Below are 17,756 nucleotides of genomic sequence, written 5' to 3'. Positions count from 1 at the left end.
TCCCCCGCGAGCGCTTCGGTGATCATGAACTCGGCGCGCAGCAGACCGACGCCGTCGACATCGGTCGCGGCGACCGCCTCCGCGGCGTCGGGGGTGGCGAGATTGACGTAGACCGCTGTGGCCGTCACAGTCTCGGCGGAGAGAGTCGATGTCGCCGGCGCGGAGGTCGTCGCCGCGGGCCGCTCGGCGGTGTGGACCGCCCCGTCGAACACCACACCGACGTTGCCGTCCACGGTGATCAGCTGCCCGTCGTGCAGATCGGTGGTGGCGGTACGTGCACCGACCACGACGGGCTTGCCGAGTTCCCGTCCGACGATGGCCGCGTGGCAGGTGATGCCGCCGCCGTCGGTGACGATGCCGCCGGCGCGTCGCAGGATCGGCAGCCAGTCCGGCCGGGTCATCGGTGCCACGATGATCTCGCCGTCGCTTAAGCGCTTCCCGTCGACGAGTTCGTGCAGCACCCGCACGCGGCCGGTCGCCGTCCCGGGGCCCGCGCCGAGACCGGTCAGCAACGGTCGTGCCTCGCCGTTGCCGGACGGGGCGGGAGCCGCCGGTTGGTCGAGTGTGGTGATGGGGCGGGTCTGCACGATCCACAACTCGTCGTCGGCGAACGCGAACTCGAGGTCCTGGGGATGCCCGTAGTGTTCTTCGACTCCGGCGGCCAGCCGTGCGACGCGCAGGAGTTGCTCGTCGTCGAGGACCCGGGTGCGGCGCTCGGGGTCGAGTGCGACGCGGCTGTCCCCGCTGTCGGTGGAGGTGATGCGGAATTCCTGATGACCGAGGTGCACGTCGAGCACCTCGAAGCCGTCCTTCGCCACGACGTACGTGTCGGGTTCGACCTGCCCGCCGACGACGACCTCACCGAGACCGAGCGCTGCTTCGACGACGATCCGATCGAGTTCGCCCGTGCGCGGGTCGGCCGTGAACGCCACGCCCGACGACTCGGACTTCACCATCACCTGGACCACCACGGCGATGGACGGTTCGTCGGTCACCCCGCGCAGCCCTCGGTAGGTGCGGGCGCGTTCGGACCACAACGAGGCCCAGCACGCCTGCACCGCGCGGATCACCGCGTCGGCGCCGATGATGTTCGTGTACGACTCGTGGATACCGGCGAACGAGGTATCCGCGGCGTCCTCCGCGGGAGCGGACGACCGCACCGCGACCGGCACATCGGGACCGAGGCTCTCGTAGGCGGAGACGATCGCCGCGCGCATCCCGGCCGGCACGGTCGAATCCGTCACCAGGGCGGCGAGCTCGGCGGAGGTGCGGATCAGGGTGGCGTCGTCGATGTCGGCGGCAGGGACCGCCTCGGCGGCCAGCCGGGATCGGACGCCGGCTGCGTCCATCGCGTCGAGATACGCATCGGTGGTGACGGCGAACGCCGGCGGTACCGGAAACCCCGCCCGGGTGAGTTCACCCAGATTGGCGGACTTGCCACCGACCGTCGGCGCGTCGGCGGCGCCGACCTCCGCGATCGGTCGTACCCACAGATTGTCTTTGGCCATGGTTGACTCCCCGGAGTGTGGCCGTGCCGAGTGCAGGGGCGCTTTGTCTCGTGCACGGCAGGATGTGTTTCACGGTAGGCCGCTGGGGGCGGTCTTCGGATCGAATCGCGGGGTGAAAGGACGTCGGTCCGCAATCGACGACAGGGGTCCAACGACTCTTCCCCCGAGCGCGTAGGGCGGTGACGCTGGAGTCGACGGAAGGAACGAGCATGCACGCGCGGCACATCATGAGCATCCCCGTCACCACGGTCGGCCCGACGACGTCGATCGACGACTGCCTGCGCATCGCCGACGAATCCGGCTTCACCGCCCTGCCTGTCGTCGAGGACGAACACCTGGTCGGCATCGTCTCCGAAGGTGATCTGCTGCGCGAGAAGTTCCACAACCATCCTCGAACGGAGGGCACCGCAGCCGATGCCATGACCAGCCCGGTGGTGGCGATGACCCCAGAGACCGAGGTCAGTGCTCTCGCCTCCGCGATGCTGCGCTCCGGTCTGCGCGCAATCCCGATCGTCGAGAACGGCAAGATCGTCGGGATCGTGACACGGCGCGATCTGCTGTCGTTGCTGACGATGGATGACACCCGCATCCTGCACGAGGTTCAGCACCGTCTCGACGTCTACGCAGGACCACATCGCTGGACGGCGACGGTCACCGACGGCCGCGTCGACGTTTCCGGCGCAGACGCCGAGGAGTCCGAACGTCGGGTCGTTGCCGCGCTCGCCGAGACGGTCCCCGGTGTGACCGGTGTACGTGTCGGCTGACGCCATGACCCCCGGCGCAGACAACCACACGCACGGTCCGCGAAAGGTGATCGGATCGAAGCAGATAGAGCGTATCGGTCCAGGTGATCTGACCGAGCTCGTCTCGGATGTCGGACCGGTACCACTGCACGTCGGTGCGGTACTTTTCCTCGCCGAGACCGACATCGACACCCCGGATCCGGCGACGGTGCGGTCCGTCCTCGCCGAGCGACTCGTCCGGATCGGGCGGTTGCGGCAACGTTTGATCGAACCGGGCTGCGGGCTCGGACGTCCCTACTGGTTCGACGATGCGCACTTCGACCTCGAAGCCCACCTGTCGCAGGTGCGGTGCCCGGCTCCCGGCGACCGGGAGGCCGTCCTGTCGCTGGCGGTGGACGCGCTCACCCGGCTATTGCCTCGAACGCGGCCGTTGTGGCGTGCGATCGTCGTCACCGACATCGCGGATCCCCACGGCCGGGTGGCGGTGGTGATGGTGCTGCACCACGTGCTGGCCGACGGGATCGGAGGTCTGGCGATTCTGGCGCACCTCGTCGATGGCCCGCACACCACCGCACCCACCGACGACCCTGTCTCGATTTCCGAGCGGCCCCGGAATCGGGAATTGTTCGTCGACAACCTCACCGAACGTCTGCGGATGCTGCGCCATCTTCCATGGACCCTCGCCCGTATTCCGGCAGCGTGGGCCGAACTCGGGCGCGGCACCGGTGGACGTGCACCTCGCTGTTCGTTCAATGCCCCCACCGGTGCTCGCCGTGCGGTCAGCACGGCCGAGATGGAGTTGGAGACCCTCCGCCGGGTGGGGCGATGCGGGGCGGCGACGGTCAACGATGTGCTGCTGGTGGCCGTCAGCGGCGCCCTGGCCACGGTCCTGCGCAGGCGCGGGGAGCGCCCGTCGGAGTTGGTGATCTCGGTACCGGTGTCCGCTCGTAGCGCTGCCGCCGGTGGCCAGTTGGGCAATCAGGTCGGGGTCATGCCCGTGCGGGTACCGCTGGTCGGGACACCGACACAGCGTCTGGTGGCCGTGGCCCACAGGACCCGACTGCAGAAGGCGACCGTGCGCGGTGGGTCAGCCGCGGTGATGGGTCCGTGGTTCCGGGCCCTGGCCGCCACCGGGATGTTCCGGTGGTTCATCGACCGGCAGCGGCTGGTCAATTCGTTCCTGTCCGACCTGCCGGGCCCACCCACGCCGCTGACGATCGCCCACGCGCCGGTCACCTCGATCGTGCCGCTGATCGTCAGCACCGGAAACATCGCTGTCGCCTTCGTGGCACTGTCCTATGCGGGCACACTGACGGTGACGATCATGGTCGATCCGGATCTCGTCCCCGACCTCGAAGAGCTCACCACGGCTCTGCACGAACAGTTCCACCACCTCGCCGACGCCGCAGACCCAACAGCACCGTAACCAGCAGATATCACCGGACCGGCACACATGCGGGTCTTTTGGGTCACGCGGCAGACGACGACGCGACAGACAGGACCGATGCATGTCTCCCGAGACCGAGACCTTGCGACTCCAACTGGAAGAAGTCGGGGCCCGGCACTGGTGGGCCGCGCTTCTGGCGACCCTGTCCTCCCAGTCGGGTAACGCCTACATTCGGTTCGTCGGCGTCGTCGACGGCCGAGCACGTTATCGCGGTGCCGCCTTCCCCGTCCCCCGACTATGGGGAACGGTACCCCCACAGGACCAGTGGGCACCCGGGATGGACGACAGCCTCGCCGAAATACAACACCGCATCGAAGGGGACGGATGGCGCCCGGTCGACCACGGAGCGCAGCCGTGGGAAGTGACCTACCAACGGCCGAGCACGCCTGGCGCATCCCGGTGACAACTTGGGAAGCGCACCCATGGTCCGAATTGCGCCATTTGGTGCCCTCAACCGATGTGCCACCCCGGCGAACGGCGCACCTGTTGCCACTCCTGCTGCCACCGCACGATCCGATGTCTGTTCATCACCCAGTGCAGCCCGAACAGGACGAGTGCGCATCCCGCCGTTCCGAGGACGAGAAACGCCAAAGCTGTTCCGAGCGCCGCGATCGCGTTCTCCGTTCCGGTACGCGGCGCCGGCCTGTAGTTGCCGTCCTCATCGACCCAGATGAGCACAGTCTCCCCCGCCTCGGCGCGGGTCTCGAGTCTCACCCGACCGGTGTGCTCTGTGCCCGCCGCCTCCCAACGCGCGAGAACAGGGGCAAGTCCTGTCGAAGTCTCGGATACCGGGTCCCGCACCGACATTGCACCCGCATCGTTGTCGACCACGAGTGCCGGCACTTGCTGGGCCCCGGTGATCGCCTGATGTGATCGTTCGGTCAGCTGCGCATACGAGACGGTTCCGATCGCACCGGCAATGGGCACGAGCAGCATCATGGCGGCCACTATGAAGATCACTGCGACGGTCTCGATCCGGTCACTGCCGCGCATGAGCGGATTCGGGCTCCACGGCCGCAGGCGCCACCATCGAATCACTACCGGATCCTTGCGACTCATCACACTCTCCGGGACATCCGTTGTCCTGTCCTCGGTGTTGTTCTGTCCTCAGTGTCGACCGTCTACCGCCGTTGCTGTAGAGCCATTGGTCGCTTCCATGGGCGCGCCCGGTGGCCACCGAACGCCGGGCACGATTCGGTAGAGCCGTTGTTCCCTTCCCGGCACTGACCTGTGCGACATACGCTGGGACCGACCACCGGCAACGCCCCCGACAAATCCGCCGAGGGCGCCGCGCCGTCACCTCTGCGTGCCCCACCGCACCAGTGCACAGTCCCGGAGTCGTTCCTCCAGTGACCCGACGACTCCCCCGACCGTCGTTGTCGTCTGGAGGGCCAATCCGTGAAGACCGGCAAAGTCGTCCTGCTCGTCGTCGGCACAATCCTCTCGCTGCTCGGCATGCTCTTGGGGGCCGCCGCGTTGATCCTGGGGGTGCTGTACGTCATCCAGCGGGACAAGGGATATCTGACCACCCCCACCGAGACGTTCCGAACCGCCTCCAGCGCGCTGCTCTCCGAACGTGTGGATCTGTTCCTCGACGAACCGGCCCCGCCCGGTTTCCGCACCCAGGACATCGGCCGTTTCCTCGTGCGCGCCACGGCCACCGCACCGGAGCGTGAGATCTTCGTCGGAATCGGCCCCACCCGCGACGTCGAGGCCTATCTGGCGAACGTCGCGCACACCGTCATCACCGAGGTGCAGTTCGATCCCTTCGACGCCGACTACCGGGAGATCCCCGGCGACGAGCCCGCCGCAGCACCGAATGAGCAACCCTTCTGGGACGCCACCGCCGTCGGGGCGGGAACCCAGCAGGCCCAATGGCCGGTACGTGAGGGAAGCTGGACCGTCGTGGTCATGAATGCCGACGGCTCACCGGGAGTCGATGTCCGCCTGCAGGCAGGGGCGCACATCGACCTGCTCGGACCGCTCGCGCTGGGGGCGCTGGCCGGCGCCGTGGTGTTGCTGATCCTCGGACTGCCCCTGCTGCTCGCCGGGGCGATCGGACTCGGCCGTCACGGACCCCCACCTGCGCACCGGCCGGCATACGGTGCCGCCGACGCCACGCCCACACCGGCACCGCAACACCAGGTGCGGGCGTACCCGGTGCACCTGCGCGGAGAACTGGACGAACCGCTGTCCCGGTGGCTGTGGCTGGTCAAATGGATCATCGCGATCCCGCACTACCTCGTGCTGTTCTTCCTGAATGTCGCCTTCGTGTTCGCCACCCTGGCCGCCGGGGTCGCCATCGTGGTCACAGGCCGCTATCCCCGTGCCCTGTTCGATTTCAACGTCGGGGTGTTGCGCTGGAACTGGCGGGTGGCGTTCTACACCTATTCGGCGCTGGGCACCGACCGCTACCCCCCGTTCAGCCTGCACCGCACCGACTACCCGGCCGATCTCGAGGTCGACTACCCCCAGAGACTCTCCCGCGGACTGGTGTTGATCAAGTGGTGGCTGCTGGCCATCCCCCACTACCTCGTCCTCGCAGTGCTGGCGGGCGGATGGCTCGGCGGCTGGAGCATCGGGATCGCCACCGGCAACGGTGCCGACAACGGCACATGGGCGTTCGGTTCACTGCTGGGCGTGCTGGTGTTGTTCGCGGCACTGGCGGTGTTGTTCACCGGCACTTATCCCCGGGGATTGTTCGACTTCGTCATGGGCATCAACCGCTGGCTCTATCGCGTGTGGGCCTATGCCGCGCTCATGCGCGACGAATATCCTCCCTTCCACTTCGACCAGGGCCCGCACGACCCGGGCGAGCGCGCCGACACCACCCCACCGCCAGGACCGGCCGCCTCCTCGTCGGTCCCGGACCATTTGTCAACCCGCGAACCACCGCGTCTGTGACGTTCTGGTCCACACTCGATGCGCCGCACCAGCGACCGTGTCCGCCCCGACGCTGCCGAGCACGACCGAGGATCGGTGTACCGGATCAGGCCTCTCGCGCATCTCTCCGGATGTCGGCACCTCGCTCGTGGACGATCCGGAGAGCTTTCGGGTCGATACGCAAACCCCGCTCCTCGAGCACGAGGGGATACGTGCGGAGCGAATCGGGGCAAGATCGGCGCCCATTCATGAGGCGTCCCTACGGACGCGGCTTCGGTGCGGTCGGCAACGGATGCTGCGGTCACCCCCGATCTGCGGTCCAGGACGGCGCGCAGGTGCCTCTGGTGGTTCGTGCGGCCGCGTTTCGGTCCCATCATGCGCGTGCCTGTGGACCATTGACTCCGACTGTCGATGCAGCATGGAGGCCGATTGCTCGCCCACTGCCGTATCGTCCGGTACATGGCAATCGAGCCCAGTGTCCTCGACAACGCTGTGAGCCTCGACATCGCTTATGGGGCGGGAATCGGGATGGTTCTCGGCCTTGCGATTCGAGACGATCCCGCGCAATCGGGTCGGCATGCCGGCCTCAGAACCGTATGCCCCCTTGCCTCGATGAGGGCTCGGTGAGCAGAGTCCGCGCCACGCGCACCGTGGGCTTCTCCATGCGTGGCTGCCGGGTGGAACAAGGGAAATCAGGTGCCTCGGCGGGCATCGGCTGCGATGGTGCGCACGGTGGCACGCATGATGTGACCGACGAACGGCCGAATCAGCCACCAGTACCGCATCATCTGCTTGTGTGAGCGCGGATCTGTCGTGCTCGTGCGGCATTCGTAGCTGAGCATGCTGCGGTTCGCGCCGTTGGGTCGCACCAGGAAGTGACAACCGATCTTTCCCCATCCTGGGTCGTCGAACGCCGCGAACTCCTCGCGAGGGACGTCGCGCCATTCGATGTCGGGCCGCCAGAACTTACCGACCGCACCGAAGGCGATCTCCCGATCGGGTACCTGCCCCAGGACCAGCCAGCCGGGTAACCCAGCCGACGAGGGGTCGGCGAACATGCGCAGCTCAGGCAGCGTTGGCGCCGGTCGGCGGGCGAGACGGGCGGGCAGTCCGCGGACGAAGAAGGCCGCGGTCAGCAATGGGGTGCGGACCCGCAGGAAATCCAGATCATGCGCGGCCCGGTAGGTGGCGGACACATCGGCTTCGACCGTCAGGTGTTCGGTCAGCACGACATCGTAGGTCGGTAGATAGACATCGAGCAGATCACCGGTAGCGGGGTTGTCGGATTCGGTTCCTGTCACCGCTCCACGATAGGAACATCGTGCGCCGCAACGGGCGCTTTTCGCGCCGGGGTCATTGAGATCGTCGAAGGCCCGACGCAGCCGCCACTGCTCTGCAGGGTGAGCACCTGCCCTTCGAGACGAGCGTCGTTACCGGACACGGCCGCGGTCCCGACCGACCGGACCCGGCCGCGGTGCCGGCTCCGTCCCGACTCGAGCCCCTCGCCGCCGGAGCACCGACACCAGATACGCGATGTACCCAGCACAGAGGACAGCCGTGACAGCCAACAGGACCAGGTCGGCGTCGGAACTGGGCGCCGTCACGTTTCCACTGATGTTCAACAGCGCATGGAACACGATGAGCGGAACGATGGTGCCGGTCACAGCGAACAGCAAGGCCAGCACGATCCCCAGGACCACCCCGAAACCGATCTGAACGAGTTGCTCGGCGATCGTGAATCCCCGCCCCAGATTCACGACGTGCCCGATACCGAACGTGATGCCCGAGATGAGCACGGCCCGGGTCAGAGTGCCGTTCGTGAGCACGGCCCGGAACAGCAAGCCCCGGAAGATCAGTTCCTCGACGAATCCGACGCTAACCATCAACAGAACTATCAGCAGCACCTCGGTCGGGTCGAGATCACTGCGAAAGCCTTTGGCGTACTGCAGCACCACGATGACACCCAACGGTATGTACCATACCGTGCCCGCGAAATCGTCTCTCGTGGGGGCGCGAAGACCGTAGTAGCGCAACCAGCCGTTCCGCCTCACGTATGCGAACAGGACGACCGACAGCACAGCCAACAGCGGCGCGGTCGCCAGATTCGGCTCGTCGAAGAGTTCGGAGATCCAGTCGCCGATGTTGGCAAGCAGCACGTAGACCGCTATCCACACCAACGCATGCCAGATGGGACTCGCGGCATTCAATTTCGTCATGCCGTCCTTATTACCCGCCGTCCCGGGCGTAATCTGGAAAGTCGCGAACGTCAGCGGTCGGCGGGTGAAAGCCCCGTTCCGCCGACATCGAGCAATGCCGCGGGAAATCGACAAGCACGATGGAGGAGACGTCGAATTCCTGCTTCATTGCCCGTGCCCTCGCGTGACACGGAACGGGATTCGTCGAGTCGACACCCCTCGGGGTCGGTGACTTCCGAGAATCGGCGCCCAAGTCGCGAAGCCAGGTCGTGTGCCTGCGCGATGGACGACACGGTTGGATGCTGCACACAGCAGATGCGCAACCGCTCTACTCTCGACTCGGATTCGTTGCCTCCGGCCCGACATATATGAAACGGCCGTGTAAAACACCCTCAGCCGACCAGTCGATTCGTGCTATGCGACGCCGAGACGCCGAACCGTTCGCGTCCCGGCCCGCGAAACCTAGTTCGGTTGAGACTGCTACCACTATCGCGCCGGCGACGAAAGCCACCATCCCCACAATCGGCGTCCTCAACCCGTGGCGCGCATGTGTACCTCTTCCGTCTCGGACGACCGTCTACCCCGCGACGCCACCCGCGACCGACCGAGATTTCCTACAGCGCGACGATCGACTATTCCATCGGCAAGGACACGGGGCCGGGCATAATGTGCTGGAATCAGCGAGTATCGGCCCACCCCACCGATGAAGCACCGAGTCCGAGCGAAGCATCGTCAAGGGCCGAGCCGACCGGTGGAGGATTCGTGCGCATAGGCCGTGCACCAGCTGTTCCGTGCGCCGCTCATCATGTCGGCGCACACTGGCGCGCTCTGTCCGAGGTCAAGGGCACCGGTAAGCGGTTCGCGCCGGCAATGACCGCATCCCTGCCACCTGCTGCGCGGCGTTGGATCGATCATGCCGTTGCCGAGGGCACGCCGATGGCCGCAGCTGCACGGCTGGAGATTTCCGGGGAGATCAGACTCGGCTCCTGGCGACCGTTCACCGCCGTCCAACTCCTCGCTCCGGCGACGGGGTTCATCTGGGCTGCGACCACTCGGATCGGCCCGATGCCCGTGTCGGGGTACGATCGTTTCACCGACGGGTGTGGCGAGATGCTTTGGCGGATCGGGGGAATCATCCCGGTGATGTCTGCCGATGGTCCGGATGTCAGCGACAGTGCGGCCGGTCGCCTGGCCGGAGAGAGCATTTTCGTGCCCACATCGTTTCCACTCGCACGGTGGCGAGGCGACGAATTCGTCGCCTCGGCGACCTGGACGGTGGACCGCCACAAGGAGACCGTGCGTCTGGATGTCGCCGATGACGGGGCATTGTGCGGGGTGCGGATGCTGCGATGGGGCAACCCCGACAATCATGAGTTCGGCCGGTATCCGTTCATCGTCGCGGTCGAGGCCGAACGCCGGTTCGGCGGCATGACGATCGCCTCGCGGATCCGCGCGAGTTGGGACACGGGTACCGGTGGGGACGGCGAGTTCTTCCGCGCCGAGATCACCTCTGCCGACTTCTTCTGACGGTCTACGAGGCCAGCCGCGAGAACCGGCGTCGTCACTCCCTGCCGGGTGTCTGTGTGTGGTCCCGCCGGTCGGCCGTCCACACCGATTGCAGCATGTGCCAGTCGGCGGGATGCGCGGCGATACCGGCCGCGAACCGATCGGCCAGCCTCTGGGTTGTGGCGTGGACGCCGCCTGCGGTATCGATCGGTGCGTCGACGTGGAATCCCCATCCGCCCGGAGTGAACCAGCAGTGCACCGGCAGCAGCGGTGCGCCGGTATCGATCGCGAGCTTGGCCGGGCCGGCCGGCATGCAGGCCGGTTCGCCGAAGAAGGTGACCGGCACGCCCGTTCCCGTCAGATCCCGTTCACCGAGGAGTCCGACGAACCGTCCCTCCCGGATCCGGACGGCCAGCTGTTCGAACGGTGGGACAGTGCCGCCGGTGAGCGGGATGATCTCGAAACCCAGGTTTTCACGGAACCGGACGAAGCGGCGGAACAACGATTCCGGTTGCAGCCGCTCGGCGACGACGGTCGGTGTGCCGATCCGCTGTACGATCCACACTCCCGCTAGGTCCCAGTTTCCGCTGTGCGGAAGCGCCAACACTGCGCCGCGCCCACGCGCGACGGCCGTATGGATATGTTCGAGACCGGTGGCCGCGGAGTCGATGGTCTCGGCCAGCCGTACCGGATCCATCGACGGCAAGCGGAACGCTTCGCACCAATATCGCGCGTACGAACGCAGGCTCGCGCGTACGAGTTCATCCGGTACCTGATCGGGAGTGGTGGACAACACCCGAGCGAGGTTGCGGCGTAGTTGGATCGGTCCGCCGTTTCGGGCCGCTCGATCCGCGGCCATCTCGAACAAGCGCCTCGCCGGCTCCTCCGGTAGCGCGCATACCGCCCACCAACCGGCGGCGTATGCGAGATCCCAGGCCCGATCCTTCATGCGCATCGAGTACCCCGAACGCGGAGGTCGACAACGATGACCATCACGACGGGCGCTGCGCGACGTTCACCCGATCGGCCACCCCGGGAGTCGTCCTGCTTCCTGTCACTTACGGTCCCACCGAGACAGTCTCTGCCGGTTCATCACGACGTGGACGCCGAACAGCGTGAGCGAGCATGCCACGGTGCCGAGGACGAGAATCACCAGAGCCGCACCGAGCGCCGTGACCGCATTCTCGGTACCGGTGCGGGGAACCGGCATGTAGTTGCCCGTCTCGTCGACCCCCATGCGGACTGTCTCTCCCGTGCGGCCGCGGCCCTCGAGACTCACTCGGCTGATGTACTCGACGCCGTCGTACTCCCACTGAGCAAGAACAGAGTCGAAATGAGGCGAAGACTCGGCCGACGGGTCGGGGACCGATACGTCGTCCGGATCGTCGAGAACGACCGCCGGCCCGATGCAGAGCCGATGGTCGTGCAAACCGGGTCCACTGCAGCGACCGAGGGACCTCGGTAACGAACCACGCCCGCCCCGTCCAACTTGCGAACAAAAATCCGGCTGCCTGCAGATTGCTCTGCCGACAGCCGGATTCGGTGTGCTGTATTCGGTGCGCCTACTCGGTGGGCGGGACCGCCGGTGCCTCGCGCGACAGGATCGGAAGCCGCGACGCGAACGGCAGAAGCACCACGACGACCAGCGCAACCACCAACACGCCGAGCGCCATACCCGACAGCACGTCGTGGACGTAGTGCACCCCCACCGTCACCCGAGAGAAGGCGAGCACTGCGGCGAGCGGAGCGACCAGCCAGATCAGACGCGGAGCCGCGAGGACACACGCCGTGGCGAACGACGCCGCGATGACGGAGTGGTTCGACGGCCAGGACCAGTCACCCACTTCGGGGCATTCCAGCACCGTCTCGATGCCGAGTGCGCGGCACGGTCGCGGTTCCGTCACCACGAGCTTGACGAGTTCGCTCGACAGGTAGGCACCCACGACACCGGTGCCGCCGACGGCGAGGGTGCCGAAGCCGCGGCGATCGTTCCGCCACAGCCATGCCGCGAGCACACCGGTGAAGGCGACAAGGACGAGCAACCCCTTGTCGGCGACGAGACCTGCGAGCGGTCCGAGGAAGGATCCCTCGACGGTCTGGGCTACGGACAGATACAGGCGGTCGCGCATCGGCACCGTCGCCGCCGCGAGAAGAGTCAGCACGAGCGCCACCCCTACGGCAGGGATGAACATCGAGCGGACCAACCGCGGGGATACAGGAGGTGAACTCTCGGTGACGACCATGACCGAATACGCTATCGCGCCATCTCGACCGGCTGCAGACCGGCAGGTCGGGCGGGTTCCGCCGTGCGTCTCACTCGGCAGGTTTCGGTAGGGCTCGACGGAACTAGGCTCACAGGGGTGTGGCGAACCTGGATCCTTTCCGCAGCGATGGTGGCCGTCGCGGCCGTCGTTCTGCTCACCGGCGCATTCGACGTGACCTCGGTGGTGACGGCAGTACTGCTCCTCGCCCTCGCCTGGGTCGTCTCTCCCCTGTTCCTCCCCCATCACGTCGACGACGCCACCGCCCGTCGCGACGCCGCAGCCCGCGGCGTTCCGGTGGTGTACTGGCGCCCGGGGTGCACGTTCTGTATCCGGTTGCGCGCTACCCTGCGCACCCGCGCGCGTCGCGCGATCTGGGTGAACATCTGGCGGGATCCCGCTGCGGCCGCTCGGGTCCGGGAAGTCAACGGCGGGAACGAGACGGTGCCGACGGTGTTCGTCGGCGATGTGTCGCATACCAATCCCGACCCCCGTTGGCTCCGCAATCAACTCGTCTGACGAACCGACGCCGACACGAACGAGGTCCCGGATCCTGTGTGGATCCGGGACCTCGTTGATGCAGAGCGGTTAGCGGCGCACACCCCGGCCGGTGACGGCCTTGACGAGGAACAGCAGGATGACCGCGCCGAGGAGGCAGGTCAGGAAACTGAAGATCAGTCCGCCGCCTTCGACATCAACGCCGAAGACCTTCAGCAGGAAACCACCGATCAAGCCGCCGATGACGCCGACGACGATGTTGAGGAGAATGCCCTGCTGGGCGTCGGTGCCCATGATCTTGCTACCGATCCAACCGGCGAGACCACCGATGATGATCCAACCGAGGATTCCGAGTCCGAGCATGTGCAGTCCTTTCGTGAACACTGGCTAGTTCGACTCAACTCAGATACCCAGTCGTCCCACCAGTCACACCTCTCACTTCTGACAACTTCAGAGTGTCACGATTGCGAGGTCCGGAAGGTCGGATTCGACGGTTCCGACTACGGCACGTGCCGTCTGCCCGACGGGGTCGGCTTGCGCTGGCACACTCGTGCGCATGACCCGGCCTCTCGTCACGATCACCGTCACCGGTCACGCCGAGCGCACCGTCGCACCCAACCGGTGCACGGTGGTGTTGCGGGTGCACGCCGACGGCTCGTCGCGCAAGCAGGCCGCCGAACCGGTGACCGCAGCCGTCGCCACCATCACCGATCTCGTCACCGAACTGCGCAAGCGCACCCCGAGCCCGGTGAAGCGGTGGACTTTCGATCGGGTACGCCACAGCCGGCGGCGCCCGTTCAACCGCGAAGGCAAGAACCGACCGTGGGTGTACAACTCCTCGGCGTCGATCACCGTCACCTTCCACCAGTTCGACGCTGTGGGCGCGTTCATCGAACGGGTCGCCGAACTCGAGGTGGTCACCGTGGCCGATCTCCAGTGGTGGATCACCCGCAAGGCCCGGAAGAAGCGACTCGCCCAGGTCCGCGACCTCGCCGTCCGCGACGCCCTCGACAAGGCGAAGGCGTACACGACGTCATTGGGTCTCGACACGGTTCGTGCGGTGGCCATCGCCGATCCGGGCATGCTCGGCTCCCAGCCCTCACCCGTCCATGCGGGCGGCGCTCCGATGATGCGCACCGCGATGCTGCGCTCGGATGCGATGAGCGCACCCGAGTCCGCCGAACCCGAGCTGGTCTTCGAACCCGACCGCGTCACCCTCACCGCCGACGTCGAGGCGCGGTTCGAAGCTTCCCCCTAGCGCCGGTGAAAATTCGGTGTTCCGGACCCCGCTCAGCGAGGTCGAGAACACCGAAATTCGAGCACCCCCCGCTTGATTCCTTGCGCGCCTTGTACAGAAGGTGGCACGATGCCAGCACGCCGCCGATCCGCGCGGCCACAATCGAATAAGGCCCGCCAGGAGTTGCAGCTCCCGACGGGCCGGATGTCCGACTAACAGGGAGTCGAACGTGGGTCAGAATACCCTGGCCGGCGGCGTGCGTCGTGGACCGCGCCTTGCCGCCAACTTCACCGTCCTCAGCAACGCCGTCATCACGGACGAGCGGCTGTCCTTCCGCGCGCGGGGCGTGCTCGCCTGGTTGCTGTCCAAGCCGGACGACTGGCGCACCCGCGCCGACTCGATCGCTGCACAGTCACCGAAGGAAGGTCGCGACGCCATCCGATCGGCCTTACGCGAGCTCGCCGACCTCGGCTACCTGGTACGCGAGAAGATCCAGAACGAGCTCGGCCAGTGGATCACCATCCAGACCATCTACGAACGTCCCGTCACCGACCCGGCGCCTGAGAATCCGACCCGCGGCAGCGCGGACATCGGAGACCCAGGCGCTCTTTCAAGTACCGATACACCAAGGACGGAAAACAACCGCACACCGCGCGTCGCGAAGGCGCCGCTGAGTCCGGCGGTGGTCGAGCTCGCGGCAGCCTGCAGGCGGGCCGGACTGACCGCAACCTTCGTCTACCTCAAACCCGACGCGGCAGCGGCGAACGAAGCACTCGTCGCCACACACGGCGTGCCGGCTCTGGTTGCGGCAGCGAAATCCGTGCACAGGCCGGGCAATCCGATGCGACTGGCGCACGGATGGTTGCCGTTGTGGCGGTCGCTGCCGACACCCCGTGTCCTCCGACCGAAGTGCGGCGACTGCGACGATTACGGGTGGCTTCCCGATGACGAGCAGGGGCGTGCCGTGCGGTGCGGGTGTCGCGCGCCGGCTGCGGCCTGAGATCCGATGCGACGGCACTCGGCCGAATTCCGTTGACCGGTCGGATGGATGGTTGTCTTATGAGGGGTAGGTGACGTTCTGCGGTAGACAGTCTCGCTGAGCTATCGACGGCGAGGGGTGGTGATGATGTCGGGAACCCGTATCGAAGTGGCCGTCGACTCGGTGTTCGTTCGTCCTCGGCGGTGAGGGCGAAAATTCCGTTGCCCCAGTACTCGTCGAGGAGTACTACTGGGCGCTGGCGAATTTCGAGATTCTCGAGGAGAGACACAGCGATGGCCACCACGATCGAACGGCCGGATGGCACGAGCATCCATGGTCCGGGCAAGCTTTCTGCGGAGCGTCTGCAGCACGAGCTCGCGCTGCGTCGACGCGCGCAGCGGATACCGGGGCGGCGACGTCACGACGGAAAAGGTGGGCGTCGGCAGCAGCGGCGTGCCGCCGCCGGAGCATGGTAACTCCGCCCAGCATCGTCGAGGCTGCGGCGTGATCGGTCAGCGGCTCAACAGCGGCGATTCCCGACGATAGTGCGCGTCCAGCACGACAGCCCCGTCCTCGACGCGATCGACATCGGACCACGGAACCAGGCAGGTCCCGCGGTGGCGCCACCGGATCCACCGAGCGAGCAACACCGGGGCACGCACATCGGTGCGTTCGAATCCGAGGTACGAGCCGCGCCGGCGAGGCGAGAGGAGAATGCCGACGACCTCCGGCGACGGCACTCCCCCACTGTCCGATACAGCCGGACGAGCAGGGATGCGGAAGCGTATATCGCACACCCACCCGACGTGGTCGCCGTTGTGCTCGTGGACGGGCAGGTCGAGCAGATCAGTCAGGAGCATGGCGGCCCCCGGGAATGCGGCCGATGATCTGGTCCCGCACCCATCGCTCGGGCCACGTCGCATCCAAGGCCTCGGACCGCACTCGTAGCCGGAGAGTGATACCGACCTCGGCAACGTCGTCCCACTTGATGCGATGCAAGCGGCTTCGGGGCAGACAGCCCCCGAAGATCCGAGTCATCAAGGTTGAGCCGGTGAGGATCGCCTCGATACGCGGTGCTGACGAGGTGACGCCGTCGGATTCGATGCCGCTGAGTTCGATGTCATCGACCGTGGCCACCGGTACGCCGTCACAGTCGAGGATCTGCCGGTCCAGCAGGTGCAGGCGGGCATGGGCGTGGCCCCTGGATAGTGGACACTGGGTGTGTACGTCAGGCGGCCCGATCAAGGGTAGACCCATGGTCGACCTCGAAGTCAAGTGGTGATCGGTTCCGCAGTGATGAGTGCCGTCGGCGTGTGTTGTATCGAGTGATCCAGCGGAAAACCTCGGTGCGGCATTGCGCTTCGTCGAGCCAGCGTTTCGCGCCCTGAAGCGTCTCCCGCTTCAACGACGCATTGAAGGACTCGGCCATCGCGTTGTCGGCACTCGACCCGATCCGGCCCATCGATTGCCGCACCCCGTGCCGGCGACATGTCGCCTGGTAGTCCGAGGAGGTGAATTGACGGCCGTGGTCGGAGTGGAAAATCGCTCCTTCCAGCGACCCTCGGGCCGCCGCATTGTCGAGCGCGTTCTCCACGACCTCGGTACGCATGTGATCTGCGATCGACCAGCCGACGAGCCGTCTGGAACACACGTCGATCACGGTCGCCAAGTAGAGGAACTCACCGGCGCCGCTGTGCGGAAGATAGGTAATGTCACCGACGAAAACTCGTCCAGGCTCGTCTGCAGTGAAATCACGGTTGACCAGGTCTTCGAAGACCTGCGCCCCAGGATCTTTGATCGTCGTGCTCTTCGGTTTACGCAGGTGCACACCGACGATGTTGTTCACTCGCATCAACCTGGCCACGCGCTTGTGATTGACCGTGCCCGGCACCGCGTCATCATCGGCCAGTTCGGCGGTCATCCGCCGGTAACCGAGGGTGTGGCCCCATTCCTGGTGGTGGGCACGTATTCGGTCGACAAGCGCCGCATCGGCCTGCTGGCGGGCAAGCCGAGCCGCCTTTCCGGCTCGCCACGTGTAGTAGCTCGACCGGTGGATGCCGAGCACCGTGCACATCCACTTCACCTCATGGGTGTCCCGGTGGTCGTCAACGAACCGGAAGCGGATCACCAGTTCGTCTCTGCCGCGAAATATTTCGTGGCCTTACGCAGGATGTCTCGTTCCTCGCTGAGCTTGTCGTTCTCCGCGACCAGAGCCTGGTTGCGGGCCCGAATCTGCTCGATCTCGGCCTGCATCCGCACACACTGCTCCTCGGGTGTCTCCGAGGCACCCACGCTCTTGTCGGGCGCAGACCGCGCCATCGCGGCCTTCTTACGCGCCAGGTGCACCCACGTCTTCAACGACCCCCGAGCGACTCCCAGATCCGCGGCCAACGACGAGTACGACACTTCCGGGCGACTCTCGTAGAGTCGCACGGCGTCGGCCTTGAACTCGTCAGAGTACTTCTTCTTCGTCATGGTGATGTCCTGCATTCTCCGGCC

Annotated in this window: 20 protein-coding genes; 9 read left to right on the top strand and 11 right to left on the bottom strand. The window is 66.3% G+C overall.

The features are described 5' to 3' along the window. A partial coding sequence (locus tag ACNJ7K_RS04040; RefSeq protein ID WP_487041250.1) for a PEP/pyruvate-binding domain-containing protein occupies nt 1–1,508 on the bottom strand: 1,508 nt, incomplete at its 3' end. Between the two features lie 209 nt (nt 1,509–1,717). Between ACNJ7K_RS04040 and ACNJ7K_RS04035 the strand changes: the two genes are divergently transcribed. The 3 genes from ACNJ7K_RS04035 (at nt 1,718) to ACNJ7K_RS04025 (ending at nt 4,101) form a co-directional block, all read left to right on the top strand. Then, a complete protein-coding gene (locus ACNJ7K_RS04035) occupies nt 1,718–2,272 on the top strand; it encodes a CBS domain-containing protein (RefSeq protein ID WP_026061932.1) in 555 nt (184 codons plus the stop codon). 4 nt (nt 2,273–2,276) lie between these two features. Then, complete coding sequence (locus ACNJ7K_RS04030; RefSeq protein WP_159418247.1) at nt 2,277–3,677, top strand: wax ester/triacylglycerol synthase domain-containing protein; 1,401 nt, start codon at nt 2,277–2,279, stop codon at nt 3,675–3,677. 82 nt (nt 3,678–3,759) lie between these two features. Then, a complete protein-coding gene (locus tag ACNJ7K_RS04025; RefSeq protein ID WP_192378459.1) occupies nt 3,760–4,101 on the top strand; it encodes a hypothetical protein in 342 nt (113 codons plus the stop codon). Between the two features lie 47 nt (nt 4,102–4,148). On the opposite strand, the gene ACNJ7K_RS04020 is transcribed toward ACNJ7K_RS04025, so the two are convergent. Then, complete coding sequence (locus ACNJ7K_RS04020) at nt 4,149–4,757, bottom strand: Rv1733c family protein (protein WP_225623561.1); 609 nt, start codon at nt 4,755–4,757, stop codon at nt 4,149–4,151. A 339-nt stretch (nt 4,758–5,096) separates the two neighbouring features. Here ACNJ7K_RS04020 and ACNJ7K_RS04015 point away from each other — a divergent pair, with 339 nt between their 5' ends. Further along, nucleotides 5,097–6,602: a DUF4389 domain-containing protein gene (locus ACNJ7K_RS04015; protein ID WP_120282708.1), complete on the top strand. Its 1,506-nt coding sequence runs from the start codon at nt 5,097–5,099 to the stop codon at nt 6,600–6,602. 671 nt (nt 6,603–7,273) lie between these two features. Here the strand turns inward: ACNJ7K_RS04015 and ACNJ7K_RS04010 are convergent. Both ACNJ7K_RS04010 and ACNJ7K_RS04005 read right to left on the bottom strand, forming a co-directional pair. Continuing rightward, a complete protein-coding gene (locus tag ACNJ7K_RS04010) occupies nt 7,274–7,882 on the bottom strand; it encodes a hypothetical protein (RefSeq protein WP_120282707.1) in 609 nt (202 codons plus the stop codon). A 129-nt stretch (nt 7,883–8,011) separates the two neighbouring features. Continuing rightward, nucleotides 8,012–8,911, bottom strand: coding sequence for a CPBP family intramembrane glutamic endopeptidase (locus ACNJ7K_RS04005; RefSeq protein ID WP_487041249.1), 900 nt, complete (start codon nt 8,909–8,911; stop codon nt 8,012–8,014). A gap of 531 nt (nt 8,912–9,442) precedes the next feature. Here ACNJ7K_RS04005 and ACNJ7K_RS04000 point away from each other — a divergent pair. Beyond that, nucleotides 9,443–10,303 carry a DUF6920 family protein gene (locus ACNJ7K_RS04000; protein WP_308257027.1) on the top strand — a complete coding sequence of 287 codons (861 nt, stop codon included), beginning with the start codon at nt 9,443–9,445 and terminating at the stop codon, nt 10,301–10,303. Between the two features lie 34 nt (nt 10,304–10,337). Here the strand turns inward: ACNJ7K_RS04000 and ACNJ7K_RS03995 are convergent, their stop codons facing one another. The 3 genes from ACNJ7K_RS03995 to ACNJ7K_RS03985 form a co-directional block, all read right to left on the bottom strand. Continuing rightward, nucleotides 10,338–11,237: a phosphatidylinositol mannoside acyltransferase gene (locus ACNJ7K_RS03995; protein ID WP_016696372.1), complete on the bottom strand. Its 900-nt coding sequence runs from the start codon at nt 11,235–11,237 to the stop codon at nt 10,338–10,340. 99 nt (nt 11,238–11,336) lie between these two features. Continuing rightward, nucleotides 11,337–11,519: a hypothetical protein gene (locus ACNJ7K_RS03990; RefSeq protein WP_225623559.1), complete on the bottom strand. Its 183-nt coding sequence runs from the start codon at nt 11,517–11,519 to the stop codon at nt 11,337–11,339. A gap of 325 nt (nt 11,520–11,844) precedes the next feature. Continuing rightward, nucleotides 11,845–12,525, bottom strand: coding sequence for a phosphatase PAP2 family protein (locus tag ACNJ7K_RS03985; RefSeq protein WP_225623558.1), 681 nt, complete (start codon nt 12,523–12,525; stop codon nt 11,845–11,847). A 117-nt stretch (nt 12,526–12,642) separates the two neighbouring features. Between ACNJ7K_RS03985 and ACNJ7K_RS03980 the strand changes: the two genes are divergently transcribed. Continuing rightward, entirely contained in the window at nt 12,643–13,062 is a 420-nt protein-coding gene (locus tag ACNJ7K_RS03980) for a glutaredoxin domain-containing protein (RefSeq protein ID WP_016696375.1), read from the top strand. A 69-nt stretch (nt 13,063–13,131) separates the two neighbouring features. Here the strand turns inward: ACNJ7K_RS03980 and ACNJ7K_RS03975 are convergent, their stop codons facing one another. Next, on the bottom strand, nt 13,132–13,404 hold the full coding sequence (locus ACNJ7K_RS03975) for a GlsB/YeaQ/YmgE family stress response membrane protein (RefSeq protein ID WP_019289453.1): 273 nt from the start codon (nt 13,402–13,404) through the stop codon (nt 13,132–13,134). A gap of 193 nt (nt 13,405–13,597) precedes the next feature. Here ACNJ7K_RS03975 and ACNJ7K_RS03970 point away from each other — a divergent pair, with 193 nt between their 5' ends. From ACNJ7K_RS03970 to ACNJ7K_RS03960, 3 genes are all read left to right on the top strand, one after another. After that, nucleotides 13,598–14,299 carry an SIMPL domain-containing protein gene (locus ACNJ7K_RS03970; protein ID WP_016696376.1) on the top strand — a complete coding sequence of 234 codons (702 nt, stop codon included), beginning with the start codon at nt 13,598–13,600 and terminating at the stop codon, nt 14,297–14,299. Nucleotides 14,300–14,507: 208 nt separating this feature from the next. Next, a complete protein-coding gene (locus tag ACNJ7K_RS03965) occupies nt 14,508–15,278 on the top strand; it encodes a helix-turn-helix domain-containing protein (RefSeq protein ID WP_487041248.1) in 771 nt (256 codons plus the stop codon). A 272-nt stretch (nt 15,279–15,550) separates the two neighbouring features. Beyond that, nucleotides 15,551–15,733 (top strand): hypothetical protein, encoded by a 183-nt coding sequence (locus tag ACNJ7K_RS03960; RefSeq protein WP_186455177.1) that lies wholly within the window; start codon nt 15,551–15,553, stop codon nt 15,731–15,733. A gap of 36 nt (nt 15,734–15,769) precedes the next feature. Here the strand turns inward: ACNJ7K_RS03960 and ACNJ7K_RS03955 are convergent, their stop codons facing one another. From ACNJ7K_RS03955 to ACNJ7K_RS03945, 3 genes are all read right to left on the bottom strand, one after another. Continuing rightward, on the bottom strand, nt 15,770–16,117 hold the full coding sequence (locus ACNJ7K_RS03955) for a hypothetical protein (RefSeq protein ID WP_487041247.1): 348 nt from the start codon (nt 16,115–16,117) through the stop codon (nt 15,770–15,772). Next, complete coding sequence (locus ACNJ7K_RS03950) at nt 16,104–16,394, bottom strand: hypothetical protein (RefSeq protein WP_487041246.1); 291 nt, start codon at nt 16,392–16,394, stop codon at nt 16,104–16,106. The genes ACNJ7K_RS03955 and ACNJ7K_RS03950 overlap by 14 nt, the downstream gene beginning before the upstream one ends. 91 nt (nt 16,395–16,485) lie before the next feature. Then, nucleotides 16,486–17,732, bottom strand: a protein-coding gene (locus ACNJ7K_RS03945; protein WP_487041251.1) for an IS3 family transposase whose coding sequence is annotated in 2 segments (ribosomal slippage) — nt 16,486–17,402 and nt 17,402–17,732 — 1,248 coding nt in all. Because the reading frame shifts where the segments join, the coding sequence is not laid out codon by codon here. Nucleotides 17,733–17,756 lie beyond the last annotated feature (24 nt).

The sequence above is a fragment of the Rhodococcus shunpengi genome (genome assembly GCF_048381395.1).
Lineage (GTDB): Bacteria > Actinomycetota > Actinomycetes > Mycobacteriales > Mycobacteriaceae > Rhodococcus.
The sequence above is the reverse complement of the archived record's forward strand: the minus strand, read 5'-3'. Positions and strand labels throughout refer to the sequence as shown.

What these genes read in the sequence shown, in the direction of transcription:
- ACNJ7K_RS03995 (WP_016696372.1), bottom strand. Translation starts at nt 11,237, where the DNA reads ATGCGCATGAAGGATCGGGCCTGGGATCTCGCATACGCCGCCGGTTGG.
- ACNJ7K_RS04020 (WP_225623561.1), bottom strand. Translation starts at nt 4,757, where the DNA reads ATGAGTCGCAAGGATCCGGTAGTGATTCGATGGTGGCGCCTGCGGCCG.
- ACNJ7K_RS03970 (WP_016696376.1), top strand. Translation starts at nt 13,598, where the DNA reads ATGACCCGGCCTCTCGTCACGATCACCGTCACCGGTCACGCCGAGCGC.
- ACNJ7K_RS04035 (WP_026061932.1), top strand. Translation starts at nt 1,718, where the DNA reads ATGCACGCGCGGCACATCATGAGCATCCCCGTCACCACGGTCGGCCCG.
- ACNJ7K_RS04000 (WP_308257027.1), top strand. Translation starts at nt 9,443, where the DNA reads ATGTGCTGGAATCAGCGAGTATCGGCCCACCCCACCGATGAAGCACCG.
- ACNJ7K_RS03955 (WP_487041247.1), bottom strand. Translation starts at nt 16,117, where the DNA reads ATGCTCCTGACTGATCTGCTCGACCTGCCCGTCCACGAGCACAACGGC.
- ACNJ7K_RS03975 (WP_019289453.1), bottom strand. Translation starts at nt 13,404, where the DNA reads ATGCTCGGACTCGGAATCCTCGGTTGGATCATCATCGGTGGTCTCGCC.
- ACNJ7K_RS04025 (WP_192378459.1), top strand. Translation starts at nt 3,760, where the DNA reads ATGTCTCCCGAGACCGAGACCTTGCGACTCCAACTGGAAGAAGTCGGG.
- ACNJ7K_RS03960 (WP_186455177.1), top strand. Translation starts at nt 15,551, where the DNA reads ATGGCCACCACGATCGAACGGCCGGATGGCACGAGCATCCATGGTCCG.
- ACNJ7K_RS04030 (WP_159418247.1), top strand. Translation starts at nt 2,277, where the DNA reads ATGACCCCCGGCGCAGACAACCACACGCACGGTCCGCGAAAGGTGATC.
- ACNJ7K_RS03990 (WP_225623559.1), bottom strand. Translation starts at nt 11,519, where the DNA reads ATGGGGGTCGACGAGACGGGCAACTACATGCCGGTTCCCCGCACCGGT.
- ACNJ7K_RS03985 (WP_225623558.1), bottom strand. Translation starts at nt 12,525, where the DNA reads ATGGTCGTCACCGAGAGTTCACCTCCTGTATCCCCGCGGTTGGTCCGC.